Annotated in this window: 21 protein-coding genes and 1 pseudogene; 8 read left to right on the top strand and 14 right to left on the bottom strand. The window is 61.3% G+C overall.

What is annotated here, in order from left to right; genetic code table 11:
* Nucleotides 1-4: 4 nt before the first annotated feature.
* From AOA59_RS13500 to AOA59_RS13525, 6 genes are read right to left on the bottom strand one after another with little or no spacing between them, the layout of a single operon-like run.
* Nucleotides 5-1675, bottom strand: a complete 1671-nt coding sequence (locus tag AOA59_RS13500) for an acyl-CoA synthetase family protein (RefSeq protein ID WP_099487822.1) — start codon at nucleotides 1673-1675, stop codon at nucleotides 5-7.
* On the bottom strand, nucleotides 1672-2217 hold the full coding sequence (locus AOA59_RS13505; protein ID WP_065930736.1) for a hypothetical protein: 546 nt from the start codon (nucleotides 2215-2217) through the stop codon (nucleotides 1672-1674). The genes AOA59_RS13500 and AOA59_RS13505 overlap by 4 nt, the downstream gene beginning before the upstream one ends.
* Complete coding sequence (locus AOA59_RS13510; protein ID WP_003187949.1) at nucleotides 2214-2468, bottom strand: acyl carrier protein; 255 nt, start codon at nucleotides 2466-2468, stop codon at nucleotides 2214-2216. Before AOA59_RS13510 ends, AOA59_RS13505 begins: the two co-directional genes overlap by 4 nt.
* Nucleotides 2469-2477: 9 nt before the next feature.
* Nucleotides 2478-2747, bottom strand: a complete 270-nt coding sequence (locus AOA59_RS13515; protein WP_099487823.1) for a phosphopantetheine-binding protein — start codon at nucleotides 2745-2747, stop codon at nucleotides 2478-2480.
* Nucleotides 2725-3537: a 1-acyl-sn-glycerol-3-phosphate acyltransferase gene (locus AOA59_RS13520; RefSeq protein ID WP_099487825.1), complete on the bottom strand. Its 813-nt coding sequence runs from the start codon at nucleotides 3535-3537 to the stop codon at nucleotides 2725-2727. Before AOA59_RS13520 ends, AOA59_RS13515 begins: the two co-directional genes overlap by 23 nt.
* On the bottom strand, nucleotides 3513-4232 hold the full coding sequence (locus AOA59_RS13525; protein WP_099487827.1) for a beta-ketoacyl synthase chain length factor: 720 nt from the start codon (nucleotides 4230-4232) through the stop codon (nucleotides 3513-3515). Before AOA59_RS13525 ends, AOA59_RS13520 begins: the two co-directional genes overlap by 25 nt.
* Nucleotides 4233-4549: 317 nt before the next feature.
* Between AOA59_RS13525 and AOA59_RS13530 the strand changes: the two genes are divergently transcribed.
* Both AOA59_RS13530 and AOA59_RS13535 read left to right on the top strand, forming a co-directional pair.
* Entirely contained in the window at nucleotides 4550-5320 is a 771-nt protein-coding gene (locus AOA59_RS13530; protein ID WP_017138539.1) for a ParA family protein, read from the top strand.
* A 467-nt stretch (nucleotides 5321-5787) separates the two neighbouring features.
* Complete coding sequence (locus AOA59_RS13535) at nucleotides 5788-6009, top strand: DUF6124 family protein (RefSeq protein WP_099487829.1); 222 nt, start codon at nucleotides 5788-5790, stop codon at nucleotides 6007-6009.
* 128 nt (nucleotides 6010-6137) lie between these two features.
* Here the strand turns inward: AOA59_RS13535 and trxC are convergent, their stop codons facing one another.
* Nucleotides 6138-6572, bottom strand: coding sequence for a thioredoxin TrxC (gene trxC / locus AOA59_RS13540; protein ID WP_099487831.1), 435 nt, complete (start codon nucleotides 6570-6572; stop codon nucleotides 6138-6140).
* Between the two features lie 235 nt (nucleotides 6573-6807).
* On the opposite strand from trxC, the gene AOA59_RS13545 reads away from it, so the two are divergent.
* Nucleotides 6808-7104 (top strand): type II toxin-antitoxin system HigB family toxin, encoded by a 297-nt coding sequence (locus tag AOA59_RS13545; protein ID WP_058422389.1) that lies wholly within the window; start codon nucleotides 6808-6810, stop codon nucleotides 7102-7104.
* Complete coding sequence (locus AOA59_RS13550) at nucleotides 7101-7502, top strand: type II toxin-antitoxin system HigA family antitoxin (RefSeq protein WP_099487833.1); 402 nt, start codon at nucleotides 7101-7103, stop codon at nucleotides 7500-7502. The genes AOA59_RS13545 and AOA59_RS13550 overlap by 4 nt, the downstream gene beginning before the upstream one ends.
* A gap of 122 nt (nucleotides 7503-7624) precedes the next feature.
* On the opposite strand, the gene selO is transcribed toward AOA59_RS13550, so the two are convergent.
* The 5 genes and pseudogenes from selO to AOA59_RS33525 form a co-directional block, all read right to left on the bottom strand.
* Nucleotides 7625-9088 carry a protein adenylyltransferase SelO gene (selO, locus tag AOA59_RS13555; protein ID WP_099487834.1) on the bottom strand — a complete coding sequence of 488 codons (1464 nt, stop codon included), beginning with the start codon at nucleotides 9086-9088 and terminating at the stop codon, nucleotides 7625-7627.
* 48 nt (nucleotides 9089-9136) lie between these two features.
* On the bottom strand, nucleotides 9137-12475 hold the full coding sequence (gene mscK, locus AOA59_RS13560; RefSeq protein WP_099487836.1) for a mechanosensitive channel MscK: 3339 nt from the start codon (nucleotides 12473-12475) through the stop codon (nucleotides 9137-9139).
* Nucleotides 12476-12531: 56 nt separating this feature from the next.
* Complete coding sequence (locus AOA59_RS13565) at nucleotides 12532-14274, bottom strand: potassium/proton antiporter (RefSeq protein ID WP_058422393.1); 1743 nt, start codon at nucleotides 14272-14274, stop codon at nucleotides 12532-12534.
* A 261-nt stretch (nucleotides 14275-14535) separates the two neighbouring features.
* Entirely contained in the window at nucleotides 14536-15408 is an 873-nt protein-coding gene (locus tag AOA59_RS33520; RefSeq protein WP_370694346.1) for a methyl-accepting chemotaxis protein, read from the bottom strand.
* 30 nt (nucleotides 15409-15438) lie between these two features.
* A pseudogene (locus AOA59_RS33525) lies at nucleotides 15439-16215 on the bottom strand (MCP four helix bundle domain-containing protein); the annotation flags it as partial.
* A gap of 223 nt (nucleotides 16216-16438) precedes the next feature.
* On the opposite strand from AOA59_RS33525, the gene AOA59_RS13575 reads away from it, so the two are divergent.
* Nucleotides 16439-16669, top strand: coding sequence for a hypothetical protein (locus AOA59_RS13575; protein ID WP_017138532.1), 231 nt, complete (start codon nucleotides 16439-16441; stop codon nucleotides 16667-16669).
* On the top strand, nucleotides 16666-16959 hold the full coding sequence (locus AOA59_RS13580; RefSeq protein ID WP_017138531.1) for a cell division protein ZapA: 294 nt from the start codon (nucleotides 16666-16668) through the stop codon (nucleotides 16957-16959). The genes AOA59_RS13575 and AOA59_RS13580 overlap by 4 nt, the downstream gene beginning before the upstream one ends.
* Here AOA59_RS13580 and AOA59_RS13585 read toward each other — a convergent pair.
* Together AOA59_RS13585 and putA are read right to left on the bottom strand one after the other, a co-directional pair.
* Entirely contained in the window at nucleotides 16956-18758 is a 1803-nt protein-coding gene (locus AOA59_RS13585; protein WP_099487840.1) for an acyl-CoA dehydrogenase, read from the bottom strand. The genes AOA59_RS13580 and AOA59_RS13585 overlap by 4 nt on opposite strands.
* Before the next feature lie 230 nt (nucleotides 18759-18988).
* Entirely contained in the window at nucleotides 18989-22942 is a 3954-nt protein-coding gene (gene putA / locus AOA59_RS13590) for a trifunctional transcriptional regulator/proline dehydrogenase/L-glutamate gamma-semialdehyde dehydrogenase (RefSeq protein ID WP_099487842.1), read from the bottom strand.
* A gap of 81 nt (nucleotides 22943-23023) precedes the next feature.
* Between putA and AOA59_RS31990 the strand changes: the two genes are divergently transcribed.
* Both AOA59_RS31990 and putP read left to right on the top strand, forming a co-directional pair.
* Nucleotides 23024-23341 carry a hypothetical protein gene (locus AOA59_RS31990; RefSeq protein WP_143522783.1) on the top strand — a complete coding sequence of 106 codons (318 nt, stop codon included), beginning with the start codon at nucleotides 23024-23026 and terminating at the stop codon, nucleotides 23339-23341.
* Nucleotides 23342-23402: 61 nt separating this feature from the next.
* The gene (gene putP, locus AOA59_RS13595) at nucleotides 23403-24887 is read left to right on the top strand and encodes a sodium/proline symporter PutP (protein ID WP_099487844.1); all 1485 of its coding nucleotides are present in this window, start codon (nucleotides 23403-23405) and stop codon (nucleotides 24885-24887) included.
* Nucleotides 24888-24944 lie beyond the last annotated feature (57 nt).

Below are 24944 nucleotides of genomic sequence, written 5' to 3' on the forward strand. Positions count from 1 at the left end.
GGGACTATGCATGCGCAGCCACCAATTGAATCCGGCCACTGGAGCACGCCGCATCGCCGTTGCGGTACGCGAAGTACAGCTTGCCGCGCTCCGGGTCGAAGCGCAGGTGCAGTTCAACCTGATCACCAGGGCGCACCAGTTGCTGGAACTTGAGTACTTCCATCCCGGCAAAGGTCGTCGGCAAATCCAGCAGTTGCTGGCCCAGGTTGAAGGCCCATTCCACCTGCACCACGCCCGGCAGCACCGGCGTGACCGGGAAATGGCCGCTGAAGTAGGCCAGGTCCGGCGGGATGCTCAGTTGCACAGTCCACTCGCCGTTGGCTTCGACTTGCTCCAGCACTTCCGGCGCCTTTGGCCGTGGTGCCAGCAGCAACGCCTCGACGTCGGCCTGGGGCAGTTTGCCCTGGCTGTTCAGCGGCAGCTGGCGCAGCAAGCGCCAGCGACGGGGCAGGGCCAGGGCTTCGCAATGCTGGCTCAAATGTTCGCGCAGGGTTTGGGTGACGGTGCGGCGGCCCTGGTTGCGCAGCGCATGCAGGCCCTCGGTGCTCAACACCACCAGTGCGCCGAGTGAGGCGCGGTTTTCCTGCACCACGCCCAGACGGGTTTCAGCGACCCAGGCGTGGGTCAGCAATGCCTGTTCGAGCATGGGCAGGGAGATACGTTTTTCTTCCAGCTTGACGATGCGGTCCAGGCGCCCGAGCAGCTCGAAGCGGCCATCGCAATGAATGCGCGCCGCGTCGGCGGTTTGTTCGATATGCCCGGCCGGCAGGTACGGCGAGGCAATGCGCAGGGCGCCGTCGGCATCCTGGCTCAGCACGACATCGGCAAATGGCTGCCATGGCTGTGCGCCCTGGCGCCAGGCGATGCCGCCGGTTTCCGAGCTGCCGAGGATTTCCGTCGGCCATTGCTGCAAGCGGTCGTACAGGCTGCCGGCGGCGTCCACCGGCAGCGCGCCGCCGGAGGAGAACACTCGCGACACTTGGCTCAGTGCGGGCCAGTCGAGGTTGTCGCCCATGCGCTTGAGCAGCGCGGGGCTGGCGACCCAGGCAAATTGTGCATGCTCGCGGCTGGCGCGCTGCATGTCTTCAGGGAAGGCCAGTTGCTTGCGCACAAAGGTGCGACCGGCGCACAGCGGCCACAACACGCGAAACAGCAAACCATAGATATGCTGGGTGGCCACACTGCCGATGATGCAGGCGTCTTTGAGGTCTGCACCCCACAGTGCTTCCAGCGCCGCCACTTCGTTGGCCAGTTGGCGCAGGGCCTTGTCGATGCGCTTGGGTTCGCCGCTGGAGCCGGAGGTGCACAGGCTCAATTGGCAGGCGTCGAGGTCGAGCGCGGCAGGGCTCAACGGCGCTTGATACAACGCGTCCAGATCGGTGGCCTCAACCAGCCAGGCGTCTACGCTGTCGTCCCAGCGTTGACGGGTCTGCGGCTGCAAGTCGGCGGGCAGCAGTACGCTGACCCCGGCCCGCCAGGCGCCCAGCAGGGCAATCGCCAGCACACCGGCGTCTTCCAGGTGCACCGCCAAGCGCCGGATGCCGCGCGCCTGCAGGCCCGCCGCCAGGCTCAGGGCCTGCTCGCAAAGTTGCACGTGATTCATCGCAGGTTCGGTGGTGACCGAACGTTGTTCCAGCGCCTCAAGCAGCACGTGCTCAAGTTTCAACCCATTCATACGCGGCCCCGAACCCTTTGTCGTACCAGCCATTCCACGGCAAACAGCAGCCCCATCAGCCCGTAGGCAATGAGGCCGTTGTACAACGTCCACCAGCTCAGCGGCGCCCACAGCGTGAGGGCGGCGGCGAGCAGGCCATTACACAGAAAAAACACGCTCCACACCACGGTGACCTGGCGCGTGTACACAATTGCGTTGGGCGGCAGCTGCGGGTCGGTCATGCGCGCCAGGCGCTCGACCATCGGCGGCCCGTATTTGAGGCTCAAGCCGAACAGCGCCAACATGAACGCGCTGACCAGGCTCGGGTACCAGCGCAGCAACTGCGGGTTGTCGAACCAGGCCAACAGCAGGCAAAACACGATCACCGCCACCGCCATCCAGCGGCTGCCGGGGCGCCGTGCGCCGGTCAGTGCGCGCAGCAACCACAGGCTGCCCAGCAGCAGGCCAAATTGCCACGGCGCAAAGTGTTCGGTGCCGTAATACACCGCAAAAGGGTACAGCAGCCCCGCCAGCAACAGGCCAAGGCCGATCAGTCGGCTCATGCGGCAGGCTGGACCAGACGGTACACCGCCTCAACCACGTCGTTGACGGTGCGCACCGCCTTGAATTCTTCAGCGGCGATCTTCTTGCCGGTCTGGCGCTTGATATGGTCGATCAGGTCGACGGCATCGATGCTGTCGATTTCCAGGTCCTGGTACAGGTTGGCGTCGAGGGTGACGCGCTCAGGCGGCAGTTCAAACAGTTCCACCAAGGCATCGCGCAGGGTGTTGAAAATATCGTCACGAGTTTGCATGGTCCGGTCTCAAGCTGCCTGTCTGGCCGTGACGAATGCCGCAAGGCTGGCCACGTTGGTGAAATGATTGCGCGTGTCTTTGGCGTCGGCATCGATCTTGATGCCGTATTTTTTCTGGATCGCCAGGCCCAACTCCAGGGCGTCCACCGAATCCAGGCCCAGGCCTTCGCCGAACAGGGTCTGGTCGCTGCCAATGTCGTCGGGGCTGATGTCTTCCAGGCCGAGGGCCTCGATGATCAGCACCTTTATGTCGTGCTCAAGGCGGTGTTGGTCGCTCATCTTCGGCGAGCTCCTTAATGAAATAGTGATGCAGGTAATCGTTGAGCGTGCGTGAAGCCTGGGGCGCGGGCCCCAATGTGGCAAACGTCTGTGGGTCTATATCGGCACCCACGCGCAAACTGAAGTGAAAACGGCGCTTGGGGATGCGATACCAGGGTTCGGCCTTGGTCAGGGTGGTGGGGCTGACCTTGATCACCACCGGGGTGATGATTGTCGCACCACGCAGGGCAATGGCGGCGCCACCGCGATGAAAGGCCGGTGGTGCGCCGGGTGTGGTGCGCGTGCCCTCGGGAAAGATGATCAGCGTCTGGCCTTCGCGCAGCGCATCGGCCGCGGCATCGAGCATATCGGCACTGCCGTCATTGCTGATGTAACCGGCGTCGCGCACCGGCCCACGGGTAAACGGGTTCTGGAACAGGCTCTGCTTGACCACGCAGTTGGTCTGGCGCATCAGGCCGATCAAAAACACCACGTCGATCAGCGACGGGTGGTTGGCGACGATCATTTGGCCTGGGCGCCCGAGTTTTTCTGCGCCTTCAACGCTGTAGGTCAACACTCCAGCGCGTTGCATCAGGCGAATAAACAGCCAGAACAGCTTGCTGATGGTGTGGCGGGCGCGGCGCTGGTGTTTGGCCGCGCTGCCTGGCAGGCAACTGAGCAGCGGGAACACCAGCAAGCGCAGGCACAGCCCGCCGACGCCGAAGCAGAAGAAGCTTGCGGCGGTGGCGAACAGGCGCCAGTAGTAGGCGTCCCGTGGCTTGTCGGTCAGGGCTTGCGTTGCCAGTTCCATACACGGTTCTTCCAGGCATGTTGGCAGGTGGCCTGCTCGGTGAGCAGGGTGCACAGCAGGTTCAGGGCGTGGGGCCACTGAGTTTGACTGAGTTGGACAGCGCCGCTGTTTAGTTCCAGTTGCCACTCGTCGCCCGGGGTCAGCAGCAGGCCGAGGGCGTAGGGGAAGGGCACATCATGGATCCAGTCGGCGTAAGCCGCAGGCGGTTGTTCTTCGGTGATCACCAGCAATACCGCCGGGGCGCCTTCGTTGAGCAGCGCGGCGGCTTCGAGCATGCCGTGTTCCAGGCCGTCGCCGGCGGCGGCGAGGGCGGTCATTTCGCAGGTTTCATTGCGCAGGATCGACCACAGGCCAATCACCGCGTTATGCACCGACAGGCTGAACTGGGTGGGCGACAGCGGCTCGTCGTTGGCCAGGTCGCTGAGGATGTCGAGGGTGCGCGGGGTTTCGCCGTGCCGGGAAATAAACACCAGCGGCAGGTCTTGCCGGCCCTCGGCCAACGGCCAGCCCACGCTGAACGCCATGCGCGCCAGCCGGCTCAGGCGGCGGCGCTGCATGGCGGGCAGGAAGGACACATCGGGCGACGCATCGCTGGGTGGCACTACCACCGGAGCCTGGCACCAGGCACGCCAGTCGTGCGCAGTCTCCAGGCCCGGAGCCCAGGCGCGCCATTGGTCGATATTGAAAGTGATCACTGAGAAGTTATCCCGCCCCTGCGGGCTTCCATGTGCAGCCGTTGGCCCCGAATACCGGGACAGGGAACCATGGCCGAATGGCGCGCATTATCCCGGTGCCGTGGGGTTCTAGCAAACTTTGGTAAAGAATTGTTCGCGGATGAATACAATTTGCCGGAAAAGATTTACAGATTGTCCTTTACCTGTGCCGTGCGTGGATTGTAGGACTCTTCCTTTTGTGCGAAGGGTGATGCGCCAGTGCATGGATGAACGAGGTAGCTAACAGGCGCTTTTGCCCTCTACACTCGGACATTCATTGATACACGGAGGTTTTTTCCATGCGGCGTGTGGTGTTCAATCAAAAAGGCGGCGTTGGCAAGTCCAGCATTGCCTGCAACCTGGCGGCGGTGAGCGCCAGTGAAGGCTATCGAACCCTGTTGGTGGACCTCGATGCACAGGCCAACTCAACCCAGTACCTCACAGGGTTGACCGGCGACGATATCCCGATGGGCATCGCCGACTTCTTCAAGCAAACCCTGTCTTCCGGGCCGTTTTCGAAGAAAAACCAGGTGGATATCTACGAAACGCCGTTTGATAACCTGCACGTGATCACCGCGACCGCCGAGCTTGCGGACCTGCAGCCCAAGCTTGAGGCCAAGCACAAGATCAACAAGCTGCGAAAGCTGCTGGATGAGTTGAGCGAAGATTACGACCGAATTTACCTGGATACACCGCCAGCGCTGAATTTTTATGCGGTTTCGGCGTTGATTGCCGCTGATCGCGTGCTTATCCCGTTTGATTGCGACAGCTTCTCGCGCCAGGCGCTGTATGGGCTGTTGCGTGAAATCGAAGAGTTGAAGGAAGACCACAATGAAGGCCTCGAAGTGGAGGGCATTGTGGTCAACCAGTTCCAGGCCCGTGCGAGCCTGCCGCAGCAGATGCTCGATGAGTTGATTGCCGAAGGTTTGCCGGTACTGCCGGTGTACCTGGCCAGCTCGGTGCGCATGCGCGAGTCGCACCAGGAGAGCAAGCCGCTGATCCACCTGGACCCTCGGCACAAGCTGACGTTGCAGTTTGTGGAGCTGCATAACTTGCTGGAAAATGCCTGATCCCTATAGCAACACAAATCCCCTGTGGGAGCTGGCTTGCCTGCGATGCAGACAACTCGGTCTATCAGTTAGACCGAGGTGATGCCATCGCAGGCAAGCCAGCTCCCACATTTGTTTTTGTGTTTCAGCAGGGGATTTGGATTGTTCCTACGGAGGCTGTAGGAAGGTTCTGGCAAATGGGGGTGTGGGTTGTATCGTTGCCTACAGCTAAGCCAGAATCGCCCGGCTTGTGCGTCTGGATGGGCGTCTCTAAGGTTCTCGGGTCACTGAATGTTCAGTGATCGGGTTTAGTAGCCCGTGGTGAGACGTACAGCAAATCATTGATCAGGACTGTCCTGTATTTGATGGTGGCTGTACGGAGGGCGCTTTCGAGCGCGCCGGTGAGTCTCCCCGGTCTACTAACCTGCGTACAGCTGCCACCCTCCGTTTAGTAGCGGCTGGTTGCGGCTCCTGCTCGGAGACGATCCATGGTTAACCTTTATACCGTTGCACCCAACCTCCCTACCGAAGCCCTCGTACTCAACAGCTACGAAACCTTCTCTTCCGTCCGTACGCTGTTACTCAAACTGTCCAACGACCTCACCGGCGAGCACCGCGACGTGGCCCTGGCCATCCATCAATTAAGCGAACTCGGCGTACAACTCGTAGGCCAGATGATGGACCGCGAAGCCCCCGTAGCCCGAGCTTAAAACACGGTCAAAATGTGGGAGCTGGCTTGCCTGCGATGCAGACAACTCGGTCTATCAGTCAGACCAAGGTGATGCCATCGCAGGCAAGCCAGCTCCCACAGTTGACCCCCGTTGATTGAAGGGCTGGTTTACACCCCTTGGCTACGCAACCAGCTCATCAACTGCGGCAACGGAAACGCGCCACTCTGGCGCGCCACTTCGCGGCCGTTCTTGAACAGAATCAAACTCGGAATCGAGCGAATCCCCAACTGCGCGGACAGCTGCTGATTCGCCTCACTATCAAGCTTGGCCAACCGGCATTTACCCTCCAACTGCCCAGCCGCCTGCTCGAACACCGGCGCAAACGACTTGCACGGCCCGCACCACTCGGCCCACACATCCACCAGCAACGGCAGGTCGCCCTTGATCTGGCTGGCGTAGTCGCCTTGTTTCAATTCAAAAGGTTTGTTCTGCAACACAGGCTGCTTGCAGCGCCCGCATTTAGGCGCATCACCCAGGCGTTCGCCAGGGATGCGGTTGAGGCCGTTGCAGTGCGGGCATGGGATTACAAGAGGTTCGGACATGGTGGGCTCCTTAGGTACGGCCAATAGACTGTATTTGGAGCCAGGTCCGGAGTTTATCAAGATGCACAGGCAATGACGCATCCGCTCACAGTTTGCCCGTGTCGATGCGAGGCCCAGTATCTAGGCTGTTCGAGCGTGTTCTGTTTTGCGCCATCTGTCTGTTTGCGGTTATCGCAAATTGCGATAGTCGGGAATCGGGTTTAACCTTCATAGCAAGATGCGATAAGGATGTTGCATGCGAGTGATCAGTGAAAAAAGGATTTGGGAAGCAAAGGAAAAGTGGCCGCGTTCAGCAAGTGCTTTAGATGAGTGGTATCGCCGGATAAAGCGCAACAGCCCGGCTGACTTCGCTTCTATGAAAGGCATTTTTCCCGCAACGGATAAAGTTGGGCAGCTCCATGTGTTCGACATTGGGGGAAACAAGCTGAGGCTAATCGCTTTCGTGCGGTACCAAAAGCAACGAATTTACATCAAGTATCTGTTAGATCACCGCGACTATGAACGGGACAACTGGAAGGAGAAAATCAGATGAGCGCACTCATTCGGCTCGCTGCTGAACATTGGCAATTTGTTTCACCTTTACTGCGCAAGCCTAAAAACGAGGCGGATTACGACGTGCTGGTGACTGCTCTCGACGAACTGCTGGATCTGATCGGGGAGGACGAGTCAAATCCGCTGATGAGCCTGGTGGATATTCTCAGTGATTGGATTGAAGCCTACGATCATGAGCACCGGCCAATGCCCGTTGCCAGTGGTGCCGACGTGCTGCGCGCAATGATGCGCGAGCACGGTTTGAACCAGAGTGACCTGCCAGGTGTAGGCACACAGTCGGTTGTTTCGGAAATTCTGAGCGGTAAGCGTAAGCTCAACTTGCGGCAAATTCGTTGGTTGGCCGAACGTTTTGGCGTAACGGTCGAAACCTTTATTTAGTGCCGCTCTGATCGTTCCCACGCTCCGCGTGGTAATGCATCCCGTCACCCGTGCGCAGGGCAAAAGGCTGGACGCGGAGCGTCCCAGGCGGCATTCCCACGCAGAGCGTGGGAACGATCATCTTACGACGAGCAACTAATCTCCAAATGCTTGCCCCAGTCCGGTGGCCGCTGGGCGTATTGCTCCATCCCAGGCTGTTCTTCAAAGGGTTTTGAAAGCGCTTCATGCAGCCGGCGCACTTCGCTGTAGTCGCCTGACTCGGCAGCCGCGATGGCGTTCTGCGCCAGATAGTTGCGCAGGATGTACAGCGGGTTTACCGCGTGCATGCGTTCACGGCGCTGTGCCTCGCTGTAATCGCCATCCCGTGCGACGCGAGCCTTGTACTGATCAGCCCAGGCATCGAAGCCGGCCAGGTCGACAAAGTCATCACGCAAGCGCGCCACGGCCAGTGCGGCCGACTCATCACCCAGGCGCCGGAAGAACAGCGTGTAGTCCACGCCACTGTTTTGCATCAGTTTCAGCAAGCGTTCCACCAGTGGCTGGTCATCGTCTTCGGCGGTGGTGAGCCCCAGGCGGCGGCGCATCAGGTCCAGGTAGTGCGCTTGATACAGCGGCAGGTACAGGCCCAGCGCTTCTTTCAACGCATCCACGCTGATAAACGGCGTGAGCGCCTGGGCCAGAGCGCTCAGGTTCCACTGCCCGATCGGCACCTGATTGCTGAAGGAGTAACGCCCTTCATGGTCCGAATGGTTGCAGATGAAATGCGCGTCAAAGTCATCCAGAAACGCAAACGGCCCGAAGTCGAAGGTGATGCCCAGGATCGACATGTTGTCGGTGTTCATCACGCCGTGGCAGAAGCCATAGGCCTGCCATTTGGCGATCATTTCGGCATTGCGCTCGACGATTTCGCGGAACATAGCCAGGTAGGGCTCGGGCTGTTCGCGGCACTCAGGGTAGTGCAGGTTAAGCACGTGTTCGGCCAGTTCAGCTTGCTGTTCGGGTTTTTTGGTGTAGTAGAAATACTCGAAATGCCCAAAGCGGATATGGCTGTGAGCCAGGCGCAATACCATGGCGCCACGCTCCTGTTTCTCACGCCATACCGGCGTGTCGGAGCCGATCACGCACAAGGCGCGGCTGCTGGGAATGCCCAAGGCATGCAGGGCTTCGGAGGCGAGAAACTCACGAATCGAAGAGCGCAACACTGCACGCCCATCGCCCATGCGTGAGTACGGCGTCATCCCGGCGCCCTTGAGGTGCAGGTCCCAATGCTCGCCGGCCTGGTTGTACACCTCGCCCAGCAACAACCCCCGGCCATCGCCGAGTTGCGGGGTATAGCCGCCGAACTGGTGCCCGGAATAGACCATCGCCCGCGGTTCTGCTTCGGCCCACAGTTTGTGCCCGCCAAACAGCTCGGCAAATACCGGCGTTTCGGCCACGGCCGGGTCAAGGTCGAGCAAGGCCATGGCGGCATTGCTCGCCACCACAAGGCGCGGCGCGTCGAGGGGGTCGGGCAGTACGTGGGTTGAGAACGCGTCGCCCAGGCGTGCGAAGCGGTTGTCGAAGGTCAGTTCGTCGAGGGCTTTCACCGGCCATCTCCAGCAGAATGTCCGAGCATTCTGCTGGGGATAGGGCGTTTAGTCGAGTTTGCTCGGCGGTGGCTCTTGCACGCCGCCGTCGTTGGCGGGTTTGGCCGGCGTGTCGACTTCCACCAGTTTGTATTCCTGGCCGTGAAGGTTCTTGAGGTAGACCTCCATCTGGCGGAACGAGATGTTGATGTGGTGGTTCTTGAACTCGCGGTTGATAAAGCGGTTCACCTCGTCGATCACCGGGTTGCGGTCACCCAGGTCGCGCACGTGCATGCGCAGTTCGTGGTCGAGGGTGCTTTCGCCGAAGTTGAGGAAGTACACATGGGGTTCCGGCTCCTTCAGCACACGCGGGTTTTCGCGCGCGGCCTTGAGCAGTAATTCCTTCACCAGATCCAGATCAGAGCCGTAGTCCACGCCCAGCTTCAGCGTCACGCGGGTGATGGTGTCGGTCAGCGACCAGTTGATCAGTTGCCCGGTGATAAACGTCTTGTTCGGGACAATGATGTCCTTGCGGTCAAAGTCGGTGATCGTGGTGGCGCGGATGCGGATCTTGCTCACCGTGCCCGACAGGTTGCCGATGGTGATGGTGTCGCCGATGCGCACCGGGCGTTCGAACAGGATCATGATGCCGGAGATAAAGTTGGCGAAGATCTCCTGCATCCCGAAGCCCAACCCCACCGACAGTGCCGCCACCAGCCATTGCAACTTATCCCAGCTCACGCCGAGGGTGGACAAGGTGGAGACGAAACCGACACCGGCGATCACATAGGACAGCAAGGTGGTGGTGGCATAGGCGCTGCCCTGGGCCAGGTCCAGCTTGGACAGCACCAGTACTTCGAGCAGGCCGGGCAGGTTGCGCGCCAGGGCGAAGGTGATGCCAACAATGATCGAGGCGCCGAGCAAGTCGCCGATGCTGATCGGCACCATGCTGATATTGGCGCCGGTGCCGCTGGTGTATTCGTAGAGGGTCACGTTGTCCAGGTAGGAGAACACGGTAATCAGGTCTTTCCACACCCAGTACAGCGCGGCGATAAAGCCGCCGAGCAAGGCCAGGCGGATCAGGCGCATGGACTGTTCGTTGACCTGTTCGATGTCCAGGGTCGGTTCTTCGATCACCGCTTCGCCATCGCCGGCTTCCTTGGCGGCCTGGCGTTTGGCCAGGGCGCGGGCATAGGCCAGGCGCCGAGCAGCAACGCCGAGGCCGCGTACAAAGGTGGCCTCGATGACCAGCCAGAACATCAGCAGGTACAGGGTGTTGATCAGCCGGTCGCTGAGTTTGAGCGCGGTGTAGTAGTAGCCGAAGCACACGGCGATAAACAGCGCGACGGGTAGGGCGGTAAACACCAGGCCCACGGCCTTGCGGAACAATGAGGCTTTTTCGTGGGTCGGGCTGTGCAGCAGCAGGCGGCTCAGCAGCCAGGCCATCAGCGCGTAGCAGGTCAGCACCACGGCGATGCCCAGCACGTCGTCGGCCAGCGCGGCCGGCTGGTGTTCGGCAATGGCCACTACGGCGACCAGGGCCAGCACCACCAGCCCGAGCTTGCGGATCCAGCCCTGGAGGAATTCGACCTGGGGCCTTTCCCAGCGGAAATGCAGTTCGGCCACGCCACCCGGCGCGAGAATCCGGTAGGCGGTGTAGAACACCAGCCACGCCTGGGCGATCAGTAGCAAGGCCGCGCCCAAGTTGGCGTTTTGCCCACGGGCGTCGATTTGCAGCGCGTAGCCGCACAATGCCAGCGCCAGGGCCACCGGCAGCGCCAGCAGGATATTCACCAGGATGGCCACCGGCGTGTGCCATTGGCTGTCGCGCTTGAAGTGGCCAATATCGAGGTGGATCCTTTTCAGGCGCGCGTACAAGGCTTTACGCCGCCACAGCAGTGCGCCAATCAACAGCAGCAACGGCAGGAACAGCAGCGGGCGCTGGGTCAGGCCGTCATACAGTTCGCTGACGCTCGAAGCCCACGGCAGGGTGGTGACTTGCTTGGTCAGGTGATCCGGCACGGTTTCCAGCCACTCGGTGTCCAGCGGCTTGTTGCTGGGGATCCAGAACATTTGCTCGTCGAGGGTGGCGCGCAGGTTGGTGGCGGTGCTGAGCAGTTGTTTCTGGTTCAGTTGCAGGGTGATGGATTCGTTCAGCAGCGCGCTCAGCTCACGGCTCAGGCGTTCGAGCAGGTCGCTGCGAGTGATCGCCAGTTCCAACAGGGTGCGGCGCAATTGTGGCGTCACGTCATCCGGCGACTGGTTGGCCAGCAGGTTATCCACGTAGGTGCTGGGCGTGCTGATCAGTTCGCGTTGCTGGTTGACCTCGAACTGGTACAGGCGAATGTTGGCGATGTCGTCCGCCAGGTTGCGGTCGACGGTCAGACGCGGCAGCGCCTGTTTTTGTTTGTAGAGGATCTTGGAGAGCAGCAGGCTGCCCTTGAGCACGTTGATCTGTTCGTCCAGGGCCGAGTCGCTTTGGGTGACGGTGTCCAGTTGCTGCTTGGTCTGCAGGTTTTTCTGGGTCAGGTCATTGAGGCGGTCAGTGCTTTTGAGCAGGTAGTCGGAAAGCTTGAGGTTGGCCGCGCTTTCGGTCGCGAGCAGGCTGCTGCCGCCGGCCTTTTGCGCTTCGATGGACTGCTGGGTCACGGTCTGTTGGGACTGGGCCAGGCGTTTCTGGTTGATCAGGGTTTGCAGGTCCTGAATCTCTTGCTCCAGGCGCGCGGTCTTTTCCACCACCAAGTCATGCTGGCTGTTGCCCAGGTCTTGCAGTTGGCTGTTGCCGGCCAGTTCCTGGCGGCGCAGCGGGATCAGGGCATTAAGGGCCGCAAGTTCGGCATTCAGTTGGTTGCGCTGGTCGCCGCTGAGGGTTTTGCCGTTGTCTTTACCGGCCTTGAGGATCGAATTGATCTGCTGGATGCGCGTCTGGCTGCTGCTGATTTCGGTCTGGGCGCGCTCGGGACGGGTTTGGGCGGCGATGGTCAAGCTGTTGGCTTCGGCCAACTCTTTTTGCAGGTCGCCTTGCTGGGTGCTGCGCTGCACCAGCAATTGCTCAAGTTGCGGCACGGGCAGCGTGGCATAGCGTTGGGCCACGGGGACGATTTTAGTCGCCTTGAGCCGCACCAATTCACGCTGGTTGTCGGTGGTCTGGCGTGGGGCCTCTGCCAGTTGACGCTTGAGGTCGACCAGGCGCTGCTCGTAATCCTGCTTGTTGCCCAGGTACGTCAACGTCTGTTGCAGGATGCTCTGCAACGCCTTCATGTCGGCGTCGGGCAGCTTGCGGTCGGGCAGCTTGTCCAGGCTTTGCTGGATGGCATCGGCGCTGGGCGGGTCGGCGGCGTAAACGTTGCCTACACAGAGGGTCAGGCCCAGCAGGGCAGTGGCTAAAAAGGTGCGCAGTAGGGTCATGGATACCGGTCGAGCAAGCTAAAGAGGCTGGTGGCGTGGCGCCGTAGCCTCGCAGTTTAGAGGAAGAGTCCAGGGCCTGGACGACTTCCTTCGGGGAATTTGACGCCGACTTTTCCGATCTTGTTCCCGTCCATGACCGCGACGGTCCAGATTGTGTTGTTCCACTCCACCTGGTCGCCGACGATGGGCGCGCCACCGACCTTCTGGGTGATGAAGCTGCTGAGCGGCATGTCCGGGTCGATGCCGTCGAGCTTGAGCCCGTACAAGGCCGAGACCGCGCCCAGTTGGGCGTCGCCTTCGAGCACGAAATCGCCGAAGAAGCGCAGGTCGAGGCCGCGCTGCGGCGCCTGGCTGAACAGTTTGCCGAGGGCCGGCAGGTTGTGTTCGTGGCCGATCACGCAGAGTAAATCGTCGACTTCCAGCACCGTACTACCCGACGGATGGAGCAGTTGCTGGCCACGGAACAGCGCCGCGATGCGCGTGCCTTCGGGCATTTTCAGCTCGCGCAGGGCGGCGCCGATGCACCATTTCTCCGCGCCCAGGCGGTAGACGAACAGCTCCCACTCGCTGGTGACGTGCACTTCCAGGGCGGCGCGGGAGATGGGCGCCGGTTCCGGCGGCACGGTGACTTTCAGCAACTTGGCCACCCACGGCAGGCTCGTGCCCTGCACCAGCAGCGACACCAGCACGATGAAGAACGCCAGGTTGAAGTACAGCTGCGCGTGCGGCAGGCCGGCCATCAACGGGAACACTGCCAGAATGATCGGTACCGCGCCGCGCAAACCGACCCAGGCGATAAAGGCTTTTTCGCGTCCGTGGAAGGCCTTGAACGGCAGCAGGCCGACCATCACCGACAGCGGCCGCGCAAACAGGATCATCCACAGCGCCAGGCCCAGCGCCGGCAAGGCGATGGGCAGCAGGTCGTGGGGTGTGACCAGCAGGCCCAGCACCAGGAACATGCCGATCTGTGCCAGCCACGCCATGCCGTCGAGCATATGCAAAATGCCATGACGGCTGCGCACCGGGCGGTTGCCGATCACCAGGCCGCACAGGTACACGGCGAGAAAGCCGCTGCCGTGCAGGGCGTTGGTCAGGGCGAACACTACCAGGCCGCCGGCGATCACCAGGATCGGGTACAGGCCGGTGGCCAGGTTGATGCGATTGACCATTTGCAGCATCAGCCAGCCGCCGCCCAGGCCGACGATGCCGCCGATGCCGAATTCGCGGATCAGGTGAGTCAGCAGGCTCCAGTGCAGGCCGGTCTGGCCACTGGCAAGCATGTCGATCAGGGTGACGGTAAGGAACACCGCCATCGGGTCGTTGCTGCCGGATTCGATTTCCAGGCTGGCGGTCACCCGTTCGTTCAGGCCCTTGCCGCCCAGCAGCGAGAACACGGCTGCGGCGTCTGTGGAGCCGACAATCGCGCCGATCAGCAAGCCTTGGATAATATTGAGGTCGAACAGCCAGGCGGCCGCCATGCCGGTGAGGCCGGTGGTAATCAACACCCCCACCGTGGCCAGCGACAACGCCGGCCAGAGTGCCACGCGAAAACTCGCCACCCGAGTGCGCAAACCGCCGTCGAGCAGGATAACGGCCAATGCGAGGTTGCCCACCAGGTACGCGGTTGGGTAGTTATCGAAGATGATGCCGCCGCCATCGACGCCGGCGACCATGCCCACGGCCAGGATGATCACCAGAATCGGGATCCCCAGGCGCGAGGAAAGAGAACTCACCAGAATGCTCGCACCCACCAGCAACGCGCCGATCAAGAACAGGCTGTTGATGGTCGTCGCATTCAAAGGCAGTACTCCAGAACAGGGAAGACAGGGCGCAAACTGACCATGCAGTCTGCGTGCCAGCGATTCTAACCTGTTGAATTGCTGTGCTGTCAAAAGATCGTTCCCACGCTCTGCGTGGGAATGCCTCGTTGGACGCTCTGCGTCCGCTGTCAATGTGGGAGCTGGCTTGCCTGCGATAGCGGTGTATCAGTCACCAGGGATATTGACTGTTAGATGGCTATCGCAGGCAAGCCAGCTCCCACAAGGGATCGCCGGTGTCTGTTAAAGCCTGAAGCGCCCCACCATCCCGTTCAGGTCCACCGCCAGGCGCGACAACTCACTGCTCGCCGCGCTGGTCTGGCTTGCGCCCGTGGCCGACTGCACCGACAAATCACGAATGTTCACCAGGTTGCGGTCCACTTCCCGCGCCACTTGCGCCTGCTCTTCGGCCGCGCTGGCGATCACCAGGTTGCGTTCGTTGATCTCCACAATCGCCGTGTTGATGGTGTCCAGCGACATCCCTGCGCCCTTGGCAATGTTCAGCGTCGATTCCGCACGTTCGGTGCTGTTGCGCATCGAATCCACCGCATGCTCGGTGCCGGCCTGAATGCTGCCGATCATCCGTTCGATCTCGCTGGTCGACTGCTGGGTGCGATGGGCCAGCGCGCGCACTTCATCGGCCACCACGGCAAACCCACGACCGGCTTCACCGGCGCGCGCCGCTTCAATTGCGGCGTTCAGGGCCAGCAGGTTGGTCTGGTCGGCCAGGCCGCGAATCACGTCGAGCACTTTGCCGATATCGCGGGACTCATTGGCCAGGTCGCCAATCAAGGTGGCGGTGGCTTGCACGTCGCCGCTCATGCGCTCGATGGCGCTGACGGTTTCCTGCACCAGGTCACGGCCGTCACCGGCAGAGGTGGTGGCGTTGCGCGAGGCTTCGGAGGTGCTCACCGCGTTGCGTGCGACTTCTTCGACGGCGCTGGTCATCTCGTTGACGGCGGTGGCGGCTTGCTCGATTTCGTTGTTCTGCTGGGTCAGGCCGCGGGCACTTTCGTCGGTGACGGCATTCAGTTCTTCTGCCGCAGACGCCAGCTGGGTCGCGGAGCCGGCAATGCGTTGCAGGGTGTCGCGCAGCTTGTCCTGCATCTTGGCCATGGCGGCCAGCAGGCGGCCGGCTTCGTCGTTGCCGTCAACCTTGATCGGGCGCGTGAGGTTGCCTTCGGCGACTTCTTCGGCGGCTTCCAGGGCCTGAGCGATGGGCAGCGTGATGCTGCGGGTCAGCAACCAGGCGAACAGCAGGGTCAGCGCCGTGGCAATGATCAGCAGGCCCACTACCAGGTCAAAGGCCATGTCGTATTGGTCTTTGGCTTCTTGGTTGGTGGTGTTGGCCATCTGGTTGTTGAGGTCCAGCAGGCGCGTAAGCACCGCATTGACTTGCTCGGAATTGCTCAGCAATTCGGTGTTGAGCAAGGTGCGCAGCTCATCGATCTGGTTGGCGCGCGACAGGCTCTTCATGCGCTCCTCGATCTGATGGTACTGGCCGAGCAAACGCACGTATTCATCGTAGGCGCTGCGCTCTTCGCGGCTGTCGATGAGTTTTTCGTAAACGCCTTGGGCAGCACGAATCTGCTGGTTACGCAGTTCGAAGGCTTCCAGGGTCTTTTGCTGCACGTCCGGCTCGCGGTTGGTCAGCAAGCGGTACGACAGCACCCGCAGGCGCAGGGTCAGTTGGGTGAATTCGTCGAGGGCGCGGATGCTCGGCACGCTGGCTTGGGTGATGTCTTCGGTGGCTGCGCGAATTTTGCTCATCTGGTTCAAGGCGAACACACCGAGAAACAACATCAGCGCGCCAATAAACGCAAAGCCAAGGAAGGCCCTCGGAGCGATATTCATATTACGAAGAGACATGCGGGAATCCTGGGGAGAAGCGCGATCCGTGCGGCCATGAGACGAGGTGTGCATTACGTATCGGCCATGCGACTAAAGTCTTAAGGAGGCGCGCGCTTTTGTCGCATCTGACCAGGGGTTGCACGGATTCAGGAACCAGATCGGGTAAATGCAGTCACTAAGGCTCGAAAGTGCGGCCCGGCCCTTAAAAATCGGGCTGCGCGCCGGGGATAACCCTGGCATCCGAGGTGAATTTTCTTTATCGTCACCGCCCTTTGAAAAAGCCCGAGAAATCAAAATGTTAGAAGCATCCCTCAGCCAGCTTGAACAGCTGGTTACTGACCTCGTACAACAGAACCAAGACCTGCTCGGCAGCAATGAAGCGCTGAAAGCGGAACTGGCCCGCGCCAAGGACGAAAACGACAGCCTGCAACTGAACCTGATGGAACAGGAAGAAAAGCACGGCGCCACCGCCGCGCGTATCCAGGCGCTGGTTGAGCGTGTGAGCGCAGGGCCTGTCGGCGCATGAATGAAGGGATAAAGGTCGTTTCGATTCTCGGAGAGGATTACTCGATCAAGGCGCCGCAAGGGGAGGATCAAACCCTGATGCACGCCGTGACCATGCTCAAGGCCTCCCTGGCCACCACCAAGAAAAAGTACCCGACCCTGATCGGTGACAAATTATTGGTACTGGCCGCGCTGAACCTGTGCGCCGAGCAGATCGACATGCAAAAGCATCACCAGCAGGAACTCGACCGTTACCAAGAGCAAGTCAGCGCCACGGTCGAAGTGATTTCCAAGGCGATCGGAACGCCTTAGAACCACGCGTCCTGCATGCCCAGGCACGTGTCATCGCGTGCCTCCAGAATTGCCAGTTCATGATGGCAGCTCGGTACTTCCCAGGTCAGGAAGTACCGGGCGGCCTGGAGCTTGCCTTTGTAAAAGGCCACATCGGCCGCACGACCCTTGGCCAAACCTTCCTCGGCGCGAATCGCCTGCTCCAGCCAGCGCCAGCCAATCACCGTGTGCCCGAACACCTTCAAGTACAGCGCCGAGTTCGCCAGGCTGCTGTTGACCTTGCCGTGGGCGAGATCCGTCAGCAGGCCAATCGTCACGCTTTGCAGGCGGTTGACCAGTTGCTCCAGCGGTTCGCGCAGCGCCGTCAGTGACGGATATTCCTGAGCCCGAGCGCCGGTTTCGGCGATCAGGCGGATCAGTTGCTTCAAGCCCGCGCCGCCGTTTTGCGCGAGCTTGCGCCCGAGCAAATCCAGGGACTGAATGCCATGGGTGCCTTCGTGGATCGGGTTCAGGCGGTTGTCGCGGTAGTACTGCTCCACCGGGTATTCGCGGGTGTAGCCGTGGCCGCCGAGGATCTGGATCGCCAGTTCGTTGGCCTTGAGGCAGAACTCCGATGGCCAGGATTTGACGATGGGCGTGAGCAGGTCGAGCAGTTCGTGGGCGTGCTTGCGCTCGGCGTCGGTTGCCAGCGTGGTGGTGTCGTCAAACAGGCGTGCGGCGTACAGGCCCAGGTCGAAGGCGCCTTCCACATAGGCTTTTTGAGTCAGCAGCATGCGCTTGATATCGGCGTGCTGGATGATCGAAACCGGCGCGGTGCTCGGGTCTTTGCTGTCGGGCAGGCGACCTTGCGGGCGTTCGCGGGCGTATTCCAGGGAATAGAGGTAGCCGGCGTAACCCAGCATCACCGCACCCATGCCCACGCCGATGCGCGCCTCGTTCATCATCTGGAACATGCAGCTCAAGCCCTGATGGGGTTTACCCACCAGGTAGCCGACACAGCTGCCGTTATCGCCGAAGTTCAGCGCCGTGGACGTGGTGCCGCGCCAGCCCATCTTGTGGAACAGCCCGGCCAACAGCACGTCATTGCGTGCGCCGAGGCTGCCGTCTTCGTTGACCAGGAATTTGGGCACGATAAACAGCGAAATGCCCTTCACCCCAGGCGGCGCGTCCGGCAGCTTGGCCAGCACCATGTGCACGATGTTTTCCGACAGCGGATGGTCGCCGCCGGAGATGAAGATCTTGTTGCCCTTGAGCCGATACGTGCCGTCGGCCGCAGGCTCGGCCCGGGTGCGAATATCCGACAGCGATGAACCGGCATGCGGCTCGGTGAGGGCCATGGTGCCGAAGAAGCGGCCCTCGATCATCGGCTGCAAAAAGCGCTGTTTTTGCGCCTCGGTGCCGAAGCTTTCGATCAGGTTGGCGGCGCCCATGGTCAGGAACGGGTAGGACGTTGAAGCGGCGTTGGCCGACTGAAAATGCGCAAAACAGGCTTGGGAGAGCAGGGTCGGCAACTGCATGCCACCGGCTTCGAAACTGCGGGCAGCGTTCAGAAAACCCGCTTCCAGAAAAGCGTCCACGGCGGGTTTGACTTCCGGGATCAGGATCGCCTGGCCGTCTTCGTAGCGCGGTTCGTTTTCGTCGTTTTTACGGTTGTGCGGCGCGAAGTACTTCTCGGCAATGCTGCGCGCCGTGCTGATGGCGGCATCGAAGGTTTCGCGGTTGTGTTCGGCAAACCGCTCGCGCTGGGTCAGGCCCTCGGCATCGAGGACTTCATACAGCTCGAAAGACAGATTGCGGGAACTGAGCAGCATCTCGGACATGGCGGCTTACCTTTGAAGGGAATCGCCTGAGTCTAAGTGCGCGAATAGAGGCTGGATAGCAAGATTGATTTGCGTGATGGAGGGGCAGAACGTGGGCGGAAGGTGGAGCGCGTGAGATCGTTCCCACGCTCCGCGTGGGAATGCCTCTTGTGACGCTCCGCGTCACGCTTTGGGATGCAGAGCGTCCCTGGCTGCATCCCCACGCAGAGCGTGGGAACGATCAGTGGTGGTTAACCGATAGTCATCAGGCTCGCATTACCACCGGCCGCAGCGGTGTTAACGCTCAACGCCCGCTCGATCACCAGGCGTTCCAGCGCAATCGCCGTCTCACCTTGCGACAAACCATGCACCCCAACAATCGCGCCACCGCGCTGCGCCACTTGCTGGCAGACCGCACGCAGTTGGTCGGAATCGCCGTGGTGCACGACCGCGTCGAACACCACCTCATCCTTGGTCCAGTCAGCCACACGCTTGATCTTCGCCTGAACTTCCCGCGGCAAGCGTGGGAACAAGGCCTTGGTCAGGTCAGTTTCCGGCCATACCGCCGAACCGCCTACCGCCAGCACTGCCGCCAGTTGTGTCAGCAGGTCGCCTTCCACTTCCGCCAGGCACAACACGTGCTCGCGGGGCAGGATGGCGTAGCTGTTGCGCTCGCCGGTCGGGCCGGCCAGTTGGCGGGTGATACCACTTTGCGATTGCGCGGCGAACTGGCTGCACAGGGCGCTCAGGTCGCTGAACTTATTGCTGTCGGCCCAGGTTTTCAGGGCGGTCAGCGGTTGGCTCATGGCATCACGCAGACGCACGTCCGGTGCAGCGAGCTTGTCGCCGCGCACGAAGGATTGCTCGATGGCATCCGTAGGGCGCGTCGACAGCAGGCGGTACAGGTACAGCGGGCCGCCTGCTTTCGGGCCAGTACCCGACAGGCCTTCGCCGCCGAACGGTTGCACACCGACCACGGCACCGACGATGTTGCGGTTCACATAGACGTTACCGGCATGCACGTTGTCGATCACCTTGGCGATGGTCTCGTCGATGCGCGTGTGCACGCCCAGGGTCAGGCCGTAGCCGGAGGCATTGATCTGGCCGATAAGCTGGTCGATCTCTTTGCGCTTGTAGCGCACCACGTGCAGTACCGGGCCGAAGATTTCGCGTTGCAGCTCGTCGAAACTTTCCAGTTCGATCAGGGTTGGCATCACGAAGGTGCCGCGCTTGATCTCTTCGCCGTCGGCGATCGCCACCTGGTACACGTTGCGGCCTTTGTCGCGCATGGCCTGGATGTGTTTCTCGATGCCGGCCTTGGCTTCGGCGTCGATCACCGGGCCGATATCCACCGACAAGCGCTCCGGATTGCCCAGGCGGCATTCAGCCATGGCACCCTTGAGCATTTCGATCACGCGGTCTGCCGAATCTTCCTGCAGGCACAGTACACGCAGGGCCGAGCAACGCTGGCCGGCGCTGTCGAAGGCCGAGGAAACGACGTCGATCACCACTTGTTCGGTGAGTGCCGAAGAGTCGACGATCATCGCGTTTTGGCCACCGGTTTCGGCGATCAACGGGATCGGGCGGCCCTGGGCATCCAGGCGACCGGCGACATTGCGTTGCAGCAGGCGCGCCACCTCGGTGGAACCGGTGAACATCACGCCTTTGACGCGATCATCACCGACCAGACGGGCACCGACGGTTTCACCCTGGCCCGGCAGCAGCTGCAGCACGCCTTCCGGGATACCGGCTTCGAGCAGGATGCGCACGGCTTGTGCCGCCACCAGTGGGGTTTGTTCGGCAGGCTTGGCCAGTACCGGGTTACCGGCGGCCAGTGCGGCGGCCACTTGGCCGCTGAAGATTGCCAGCGGGAAGTTCCACGGGCTGATGCAGACCACCGGGCCGAGTGGGCGGTGGGCATCGTTGGTGAAATCGTTGCGCGCCTGCACCGCGTAGTAACGCAGGAAGTCCACGGCTTCGCGCACTTCGGCGATGGCGTTGGCGAAGGTTTTGCCGGCTTCACGGGCCAGCAGGCCCATCAGCGGCTGGATCTCGCCTTCCATCAAGTCGGCGGCGCGCTCCAGGATCGCGGCACGTTCGGCAGGCGGGGTGGCCTGCCAGATCGGGCCGGCGTTGATGGCGCACTGGATCGCATTGTCGACGTCTTCGACGGTGGCTTCCTGTACATGGCCCACCACGTCACGCAGATCGGACGGGTTCAGCACCGGTGCAGCAGCTTCAGTGCTGGAAGCGCAGCCCAGCATCGGCGCGGCTTTCCAATCGTTATGCGCGGTGGCCAGCAGTGCGCAAGACAGCGACGCCAAGCGATGTTCGTTGGCCAGGTCGATACCGGCCGAGTTGGCGCGGTCGCTGCCATACAGGTCACGCGGCAGTGGGATACGCGGGTGCGGCAGGCCGAAGCCGCCTTCCTGCGTGGCCATCTGCTCGATGTTGGCCACTGGGTCGGCCACCAGCTCCTGAATCGAGATGGTGTGGTCGGCAATGCGGTTGACGAATGAAGTGTTGGCGCCGTTTTCCAGCAGGCGACGTACCAGGTACGCCAGCAGTGTTTCGTGGGTGCCGACCGGTGCGTACACGCGGCACGGACGGTTCAGTTTGCCATCGGAAACCTTGCCTACAACCTGCTCGTACAGCGGTTCGCCCATGCCGTGCAGGCACTGGAACTCGTACTGGCCAGGGTAATAGTTCTGACCGGCGATATGGTAGATGGCCGACAGCGTGTGGGCGTTGTGCGTGGCGAACTGCGGGTAGATGACTTCCGGTACCGACAGCAGTTTGCGTGCGCAGGCAATGTAGGAAACGTCGGTGTACACCTTGCGGGTGTACACCGGGTAGCCTTCCAGGCCTTCAACCTGGGCGCGCTTGATTTCGCTGTCCCAGTACGCGCCTTTTACCAGGCGGATCATCAGGCGATGGCGGCTGCGGCGTGCCAGGTCGATGATATAGTCGATCACATACGGGCAACGCTTCTGGTACGCCTGGATCACGAAGCCGATGCCGTTCCAGCCGGTCAGTTGCGGCTCGAAGCACAGGCGCTCGAGCAGATCCAGCGACAGCTCGAGGCGGTCGGCTTCTTCGGCGTCGATGTTCAGGCCGATGTCGTATTGCTTGGCCAGCAAGGTCAGCGACAGCAGGCGCGGGTACAACTCGTCCATCACGCGCTCGTACTGCGCACGGCTGTAACGCGGGTGCAGTGCCGAGAGTTTGATGGAGATGCCCGGGCCTTCATAAATCCCACGGCCGTGGGAGGCTTTGCCGATGGAATGAATGGCTTGTTCGTACGAGGCCAGGTACTTCTGGGCGTCGTGTTCGGTCAGCGCGGCTTCACCGAGCATGTCGTAGGAATAGCGGAAACCCTTGGCTTCGAACTTGCTCGCGTTGGCCAGGGCTTCGGCGATGGTTTCGCCGGTGACGAACTGCTCGCCCATCAGGCGCATGGCCATATCGACGCCCTTGCGGATCATCGGCTCGCCGCTCTTGCCGATAATGCGGCTCAGGGACGAGGTCAGGCCCGCTTCGTTATGGGTGGCGACCAGCTTGCCGGTCAGCAGCAAGCCCCAGGTGGCCGCGTTTACGAACAGCGACGGGCTGTTGCCCAAGTGCGGCTGCCAGTTGCCGGTGCTGATCTTGTCGCGGATCAGCGCGTCGCGGGTGCCTTTGTCCGGGATGCGCAGCAGCGCTTCGGCCAGGCACATCAGTGCTACGCCTTCCTGGGACGACAGGGAGAACTCTTGCAGCAGGCCTTGAACGATACCGGCACGGCCGCCGGCGCTCTTCTGGTTGCGCAGTTTTTCGGCAATCGAGGCGGCCAGCTTGTTGGTGGCGTCGCACATCGGCTGCGGCAGGCGCGCCTGCTCGATCAGCATCGGCACCACTTCCGGCTCCGGGCGGCGGTAAGCGGCGGTGATCGAGGCGCGCAGTACCGATTGCGGCAGGATGCTTTCGGCAAACTCCAGGAAGCACTGGTGGGCGTGGTCCGGTTGCACTTCGCCGGCGTCTTCAGCGTCCTTGCTGCCCGAGCCATTGAGCTCGGTCAGGGTTGCACCACCCTCGAGTTTCTCCAGGTAATTGAAAATCGCCTGCTTGATCAGCCAGTGCGGCGTGCGATCAATGGAGGTCGCGGCCGCCTTCAGGCGTTCGCGGGTCGGGTCGTCGAGTTTGACCCCAAGGGTGGTCGTTGCCATCTTTTTATCCTCATGGGTGCCACTACCGAGTGGCATCTGCTGGCGGCAAGATTAGCTTTGCGCATGAAGAGGTGCAACCGGGTGCAACCCAAATTGTTCAGGAATTTTTCGATCGTGATCGGGAAAAATTCCGGCCCTCGACTGAATCGGCTGCGTCTTGGTGCATTTGCTTCTGAGATCGGCTGTTCTTGCTCCGAAAAGGAGCAAAAAACCGGTATTTCCGCGAAAACACATCAAGGTGCAACTTATTCTCAAGAAACTGGTTGCACCTTATTTACTTTGTTGAATAGCATTCGCGACCAAGGTGCAACCACCCGCAAGGGTCGGTTCATCGGCTGGCGGCTTTCCTGGGGAAACGCCAGTCATAAATGCGCGGCTCGCCGTTTCGTCTACCCGTAACCAATGGGTGGCCGTCTGCCAGACCGCTGCTACATAAAAACAAAGCCAGGGCGTCACTCCTATGAGCGTTAGCAATCCAACCCTGATCACCTTCGTGATCTACATCGCAGCAATGGTGCTGATCGGCTTCATGGCCTATCGCTCCACCAATAACCTTTCTGATTACATCCTCGGCGGTCGCAGCCTCGGTAGCGTGGTCACGGCCTTGTCGGCCGGTGCCTCGGACATGAGCGGCTGGTTGCTGATGGGCTTGCCGGGCGCGATCTACATGTCCGGCCTGTCGGAAAGCTGGATTGCCATCGGCCTGATCGTCGGTGCCTACCTCAACTGGCTGTTCGTGGCCGGTCGCCTGCGGGTACAGACCGAGCACAACGGTGACGCCCTGACGCTGCCGGATTACTTCTCCAGCCGTTTCGAAGATAAAAGCGGCCTGCTGCGGATTATCTCGGCGGTGGTGATCCTGGTGTTCTTCACCATCTACTGCGCTTCCGGCATCGTGGCCGGCGCCCGTCTGTTTGAAAGCACCTTCGGCATGTCCTACGAGACAGCGCTGTGGGCCGGTGCTGCGGCGACCATTGCCTACACCTTTGTTGGCGGTTTCCTGGCGGTCAGCTGGACCGACACCGTACAAGCCACGCTGATGATCTTTGCGCTGATCCTCACGCCAATCATCGTGCTGCTGGCCACCGGTGGCGTCGACACCACGTTCCTGGCGATCGAAGCCAAGAACCCCGACAACTTCAACATGCTCAAAAACACCAGTTTCATCGGCATCATCTCGCTGATGGGCTGGGGCCTGGGTTACTTCGGCCAGCCGCACATCCTCGCGCGTTTCATGGCGGCGGATTCGGTAAAGTCGATCGCCAAGGCGCGTCGCATCTCCATGACCTGGATGATCCTGTGCCTCGCCGGCACCGTGGCGGTGGGCTTCTTCGGTATCGCTTACTTCTCGGCGCACCCGGAAGTGGCCGGCCCGGTTAACGAGAACCACGAGCGTGTGTTCATCGAACTGGCCAAGCTGCTGTTCAACCCGTGGATCGCAGGCGTGCTGCTGTCGGCCATCCTGGCGGCGGTGATGAGCACCCTGAGCTGCCAACTGCTGGTGTGCTCCAGCGCGCTGACCGAAGACTTCTACAAAACCTTCCTGCGCAAAAACGCCTCCCAGGTTGAACTGGTGTGGGTGGGTCGCGCGATGGTGCTGTTGGTGGCCCTGATCGCCATCGCCATGGCCGCCAACCCGGACAACCGCGTACTGGGCCTGGTGAGCTACGCCTGGGCAGGCTTCGGCGCTGCGTTCGGCCCAGTGGTGCTGATCTCGGTGATCTGGAAAAACATGACGCGTAACGGCGCACTGGCCGGTATCCTGGTCGGCGCGATCACCGTGATCGTGTGGAAGCACTTCAATCTGCTGGGCCTGTACGAAATCATCCCGGGCTTTATCTTCGCCAGCCTGGCGATCTATTTCGTGAGCAAGATGGGCGCACCGACTGCCGGTATGGTCGAGCGCTTTTATGCAGCGGAAAAAGACTACAACCTCAACAAGTAACTCGGTGGGCGTTTAGCGCCAATTGAGTTAGAAAGAAGGCCCGCATCCTTTGGATGG

This window comes from Pseudomonas sp. 2822-15 (genome assembly GCF_002742515.1).
GTDB classification, from domain to species: Bacteria; Pseudomonadota; Gammaproteobacteria; order Pseudomonadales; family Pseudomonadaceae; genus Aquipseudomonas; species Aquipseudomonas salomonii.